We start from the raw sequence: 6,000 nt of genomic DNA, 5'->3' as shown, positions 1-6,000 counted from the left end.
ACTGACCATCAAGCTGCGCGGCATTCCGGACACCATCGCGGCGGCGGCGTGCTCGTTCGAAACCGTGGAGGGCGCCTGCCAGGCGGTGATCCTGGCGATCCAGACCGCGATCCCGGTGGCGCGAATCGAACTGCTGAACGTCGCGCAGGTGCGCTGCTGCAACGCCTATTCCAAGCTGACGCTGCCGGAGACGCCGCTGCTGCTGCTGGAATTTCACGGCAGCGAGGCCGAGGTCGCCGAGCAATCGAAGAATTTCCGCGAACTCGCCGCCGACTGCGGCAGCGGCGATTTCACCTGGACCACAAGGCCGGAGGATCGCAGCAAACTGTGGCAGGCCCGGCACGACGCCTATTGGTCGGTGCGCTCGCTGCGGCCCGGCGCCGGTGTGGTCGCCACCGACGTCTGCGTGCCGATCTCGCGGCTGGCGGATTGCGTGGTGGAGACCGAGGAAGACCTGAAGCGGCTCGGCCTGGTGGCGCCGATCGTCGGCCATGTCGGCGACGGCAATTTCCACTGCTCGCTATTGTGCGACCTCGAGGATGCCGCCGAGATGGCGCGCGGCGACGGCGAGATCATCACCACCGGCACGCGGGCGAAGAAATCATCTGCCGGCTACGACCTCACCCATCTGTTCGTCGGCGCCGAGGGCACGCTCGGCATCATCAGCGAACTGACCATCAAGCTGCGCGGCATTCCGGACACCATTGCTGCGGCGGCGTGTTCGTTCGAGACCGTGGAGGGCGCCTGCCAGGCGGTGATCCTGGCGATCCAGACCGCGATCCCGGTGGCGCGGATCGAACTCTTGAACGTCGCCCAAGTGCGCTGCTGCAACGCCTATTCGAAGTTGACGCTGCCGGAGACCCCGCTGCTGCTGTTGGAATTCCACGGCAGCGAGGCCGAGGTCGCCGAGCAGTCAAAGAATTTCCGCGAGCTTGCCGCCGAATGCGGCGGCGGCGATTTCACCTGGACCACAAGGCCGGAGGATCGCAGCAAGCTGTGGCAGGCGCGGCACGACGCCTATTGGTCGGTGCGGGCGCTGCGCCCCGGCGCCGGCGTGGTCGCCACCGACGTCTGCGTGCCGATCTCGCGGCTGGCGGATTGCGTGGTGGAGACCGAGCAGGATCTGAAGCGGCTCGGCCTGGTGGCGCCGATCGTCGGCCATGTCGGCGACGGCAACTTCCACTGCTCGCTATTGTGCGACCTCGAGGACGCCGCGGAGATGGCGCGCGGCGACGAGTTCATGCACCGGCTGGTCGAGCGCGCGCAATCGATGGATGGCACCTGCACCGGCGAACACGGCATCGGCCAGGGCAAGCAGAAGTATCTCAAGGCCGAGCTCGGCAGCGAGGCGCTGGACGCGATGCGCGCGATCAAGCGCGCGCTCGATCCGCAGAACATCTTCAATCCGGGAAAGATCCTGCCGCAGGCCTAGCGTCATGCGGCAATAAGAATCTGCGGTGGCCGGATGAGTTAGGTCAGGCGGCGCTGGCGTAACGCTGCGAACTTGCCATAGTCTGGCGCCACACCTGCTGCACCGGCGTTGTGAGTCCCGCGCGGCGCGAGCATGCGCGGTGCCGGTCGACCCAAAGAGGAGACCGCGTGCAGACGACGCTGCTCGGCTTGGCAATGGCACTGATCATTGCGCTGATCGCCGCACTGGTCGGGCCGCTGTTGATCGACTGGAACCAGTTCCGCGCCCGCTTTGAGGCCGAGGCGGCGCGCGTGGTCGGCGCCCCGGTGCGGGTCGCGGGCGCGCTCGATGCGGGGCTGTTGCCGACGCCGACGCTGCGGCTGCGCTCGGTGGCGGTCGGCAAGGCCGGCGATCCGGGCGAGGTGCGCGCGGACAAACTCGACGTCGAGTTCAGCCTCGGCGCGCTGCTGCGCGGCGAGGTCCGCGCCACCGAACTCACCGTCGGCGGCCTGGCGCTCGACCTCGGGCTCGATCCGCAAGGCCGGCTGGATTGGCCGGCGGCCTCGGCCTTCGCCAGTCTCGGTGCGCTGTCGATCGACCGGCTCAACCTGACCGGGCGGATCGCGCTGCATGACGCGGCGAACCGCAGCACGGTCGAACTCAACGACATCGCCTTCAGCGGCGAAGTCCGCGGCGCCGCCGGAACGTTGCGCGGCGACGGCAATGTCATGTTGGCCGGCGAGCGATTTCCATTTCGCCTATCCGCCGGTCGGCCGCCGCAGGGCGGCGGCACAAGGCTGCATCTGACGCTGGAGCGGCCGGCGGGCGCGCAATCGCTCGATCTCGACGGTCTATTCGGCGTCGCGGCCCGGGTGCCGCAATTCGACGGCGCGGTGACGCTGACCGCCGCGACGGCGGCAGCCGCCGAGGCCGCCGCCGCGCCGGCGATGCCGTGGCGGCTCGCCGCCCGGCTGAAAGCGGATTCCGCGGTGGCGCGGTTCGATCAGCTCGAGGCAAGCTATGGCGCAGACGCCGTCGCATTGCGGCTGGCGGGCTCCGCCGAGCTGCGGCTGGGCGCGACACCGCAGCTCCACGCCGTGCTGTCGGCGCGGCAGCTCGATGCCGACCGCCTGCTCGGCAAGGAGGGCGCCGCGACGCCGGCGCGTTGGCTGCGCGGCTTGCCGCAACTGGTCGCGGCGATGCCGCAGCCGCGGATCGCCACGCGTGTCGAACTCGGCGCCGAGCAGATCATGCTCGGCGGCCGCGCGGTGCAGAACCTCGCCGCCGATCTGCAGAGCGATGCGCAGAGCTGGACCGTCGCGCGGCTGGCATTCCGGGCGCCGGGCGGCACCCAGACCGTGATCAGCGACGGCGTCCTGCGGCGCGGTTCGGACGCTGGCCTGACGGCAAAGCTCGCCGTCGAATCCGCCGATCCGGATCTCTTGGCGGCGTGGCTGAGCGGGCGCGCGGATCCGACTGGACGGACGCAGAAGCCGCTGCGCGCCAATGGCGATATCAGCGTCGGCAATGGCGGCGTTGCGCTCGAGGCGCTGCGCGCCGAGGTCGATGGCCACGCCGTGGCCGGGCGGCTGGCGCTGTCGCGCGACGCCGCGGGCTCGCGCTTTGATGCCGCGCTACAGGCCGAGCGGTTCGATCTCGAGGTCGCCGCGGATTTGCTGCGGGCGCTGGCCGGGCCGCAGCCGGACTGGCCCGATGCCGCGACGCTCAAGCTGGAGATCGCCGATGCGATCTGGCTCGGACAATCCTTGAAGCCGCTGTCGGCCGAGTTCGGTTACGGGCCGGGCGGGGTGACGCTCGATCGGTTGCGGATCGGCGGCGCGGGTGGCGTGTTGATCGAGGGCACCGGCGCGCTCGACCGCAACGCCGCGACCGGCAAGCTCTCACTCAACGCCACCGCCGCGTCGGTGGAGCGGATCGCCGCGCTGATCGCGCCGCTGGCGCCAGGTATGGCGGCGCGGCTGACCGCGCTCGGCACGCCGCCCGGTCCGGCGCATCTGAGCCTGGCCGGAGCGCTCGATCCGCGCGGCGGCGCGGCGGACCGCGGCGCCGCGACGGCCACGCTCGACATCGACGCGCCGCAGCTCAAGGCCAGCGCCACGCTCAGCGCCAGCCCGGCGCTGGCGGCGATCCGCAGCGGCGACCGCGACGCCTTGCAGGCCGGCGAGCTCAAACTCGAAACCACGCTGTCGTCGGATCGCGGCGCGCCGCTGTTGGCCTTGCTCGGGCTCGACCGGCTGATCGAAGCAGGCCCTGGTGCGGCGAAATTTGCGGGCTCGGCGGTGGGGAGCTGGCGCGCGCCGCTGCGGGTCGAGGCCCGGCTGCAAGGCGGCGAACTCGACGCCGAGTTGAAGGGCACCGCCGACCCGTGGGCGTCGCAGCCGGCCGCCACGCTGAACCTCGGCATCCGCCGCGCCGATTTCGCCCCGCTGCTGGCGCGCGACGGCGCCGAGGGGATTGCGGCCTCCGCCAGCCTGGCGTTGCGGCTGCTGATCGCCGGCCCGAAACTGACCTTCAACGACATCGACGGCGCGGTCGCGGGATCGCGGCTGCGCGGCCGGCTAGCGCTGACCTTGGGCGACGACATCGCGGTAGAGGGCGAGGCGGGTCTCGATTCGCTAGAGCTTGCGCCGCTTTTGAAGCTGGCGCTCGGCGCCGCCGGCAAGGATCCGGCCGCGCCGCTCGGCGCCGGACTGCTGCAAGGCTGGCGCGGGCAAGTGGCGTTCGAGGCGCTGCGCGGCGTGGCACCGGGCGGCGTCGAGTTGCGCCCGCTCAGCGGTCTGCTACGCAGCGACGGCAGCACGCTGATGATCGACAAGCTCACCGCCCGAATCGGCGGCGGCACCGCGACCGGCGACCTCGCCGCCCGCCGCGCCGCGGACGGCGTGGCGCTGGATGGCCGGTTGCAATGGTCGGGCGTCGACGGCGCGGCGTTGCGTTATCACGCCCTGGCAATGCCGGCGGGCAAGACGTCGCTGCAGATGACGCTCGCGAGCCAGGGCCGCAGCGGCGCGGCGCTGGCCGCGGCGCTCTCCGGCAGCGGCTTGCTGAGCATCGACGCAGCAAGGATCGCTGGGCTCGACGCCACCGTGTTCGCGCAGGCGATCGCCGCCAGCGACGCCGGCGCGGCGATCGATGACGAGGCGCTGTTGCGGCTGATCGATCCGGCGCTGGCGCGGGGCACTTTGGCGGTGCCGCGGGCGCAGATCCCGTTCGGCATCGAGCAGGGCCGCTGGCGGGTCAGCCCGACGCCGCTCGACGGCGACGCCGCGCGGCTGGTGGTGTCGGGCGGCTATGATGCCGTCGCCGACCAGGCCGATCTGCGCGCCAGCCTCAGCGCGACGGCGGCCCCGGCCGAGGCGCGGCCGCCGGATATCGTCATCTTTGCCGCGGGTTCGCCCGACAAGCTCACCCGAATCCTCGACGTCAGCGGGCTGTCGTCCTGGTTGGCCGGGCGGCGGATCGACGCCGAAACCCGCCGGCTGCAGGCGATCGAGCGCGAGGAGGTGCCGGTGACCGCGACCCCGGCTTCGGTTCCGCCGGCGTCATCCGCCGCGCCGGCGGCCGCGACACCCGCGGCATTGCCCGCGAATCCGGTCGCCGGCGTGCCGATGCCGGAGCGCGACCCGGGGGCGAAACCGGCAAAACCCAGCGGCCAGGATCTCAAGGGCCAAGATCTCAAGGGCCAAGATCTCAAGGGCCACGACATCAAGCGACACGATATCAAGGGGCATCAGGTTCGGGATGTTCGGACGCCGCCGCGTCCGGCCGCGCCGAGCGCGCAAGCCGCCGGCGAACGCGCCGCACCGCTGCCGCCGCCGATCACCGTGCGGCCGGCCCCCGGAGATCCGCGGCCGCGGTTGCGCCCGCCTTTACAGCTAACCCCGCCGGCCGCGCCGTAAGCGCGATCGGCGTTTTGATCAAGGAAGCCGCAGAGCGGGTCGCGCGATCAGTGCGCGGCCAAGCTTTCGGTTTTCACTTCCGGGATCGGCTGGACCGCGCGGGTGCGGAAATAATCCAGCACGAACAATCGGATAGCAGAGGACAAATTGCCCTGCTGACGGTTGCTGTCGATTTCGCCGACCAATTCGGACAGCGTCATGTCGCGCAGACCGGAGATTTCCTTCATGCCGTTCCAGAACGCCTCTTCGAGGCTGACACTGGTTTTGTGGCCCGCGACCACGATCGACCGTTTCACGACCGGCGATTTCATGTCAGGTCCCCGGTGGTTCGATGTTGATCCAATAGTTCGTCCGCACGGCTGGTGCGACGTTCATCCAAAGCGCGTTCGGCCTTGGTCCGCCCGAACCGGGCGCGATTGGCATCCGCTTCCGCCGCGGATTGCGCACGCGCCGCGCGCTTCTTGAAACGTTTCAGGTTGATCACATCCGCCAAGACCGCCCCCCATTAGAGTGGCGACGGGCGACGCATGCGGTCCGGCGTGTAGGACTTAGCGGGGCCTCGGTCGGCTCGATCACCATCACGACAACTTCCTCATCGCTGCTGTTGAGCCTGGGAACCGCCGATCCGCGCCTACCCGCGGTTGTCCGATGGTCACCATGCAGCAACGC

At 70.6% G+C, this 6,000-nt stretch carries 4 protein-coding genes; 2 read left to right on the top strand and 2 right to left on the bottom strand.

The features are described from left to right. Position 1 precedes the first annotated feature (1 nt). Complete coding sequence (locus VGC77_RS22880) at positions 2–1,432, top strand: FAD-binding oxidoreductase (RefSeq protein ID WP_331173852.1); 1,431 nt, start codon at positions 2–4, stop codon at positions 1,430–1,432. Between the two features lie 167 nt (positions 1,433–1,599). Beyond that, entirely contained in the window at positions 1,600–5,331 is a 3,732-nt protein-coding gene (locus VGC77_RS22875; RefSeq protein WP_331173851.1) for an AsmA family protein, read from the top strand. A 47-nt stretch (positions 5,332–5,378) separates the two neighbouring features. Here VGC77_RS22875 and VGC77_RS22870 read toward each other — a convergent pair whose 3' ends face one another. Then, positions 5,379–5,642, bottom strand: a complete 264-nt coding sequence (locus VGC77_RS22870) for a ribbon-helix-helix domain-containing protein (protein ID WP_184256822.1) — start codon at positions 5,640–5,642, stop codon at positions 5,379–5,381. Further along, positions 5,639–5,824, bottom strand: coding sequence for a DUF4169 family protein (locus VGC77_RS22865; RefSeq protein WP_331173850.1), 186 nt, complete (start codon positions 5,822–5,824; stop codon positions 5,639–5,641). Before VGC77_RS22865 ends, VGC77_RS22870 begins: the two co-directional genes overlap by 4 nt. Positions 5,825–6,000: the final 176 nt, after the last annotated feature.

Source organism: Rhodopseudomonas sp., from assembly GCF_036404135.1.
Taxonomy (GTDB): Bacteria; Pseudomonadota; Alphaproteobacteria; order Rhizobiales; family Xanthobacteraceae; genus Rhodopseudomonas_A.
This window is presented reverse-complemented; position numbering and strand designations above follow the sequence as displayed.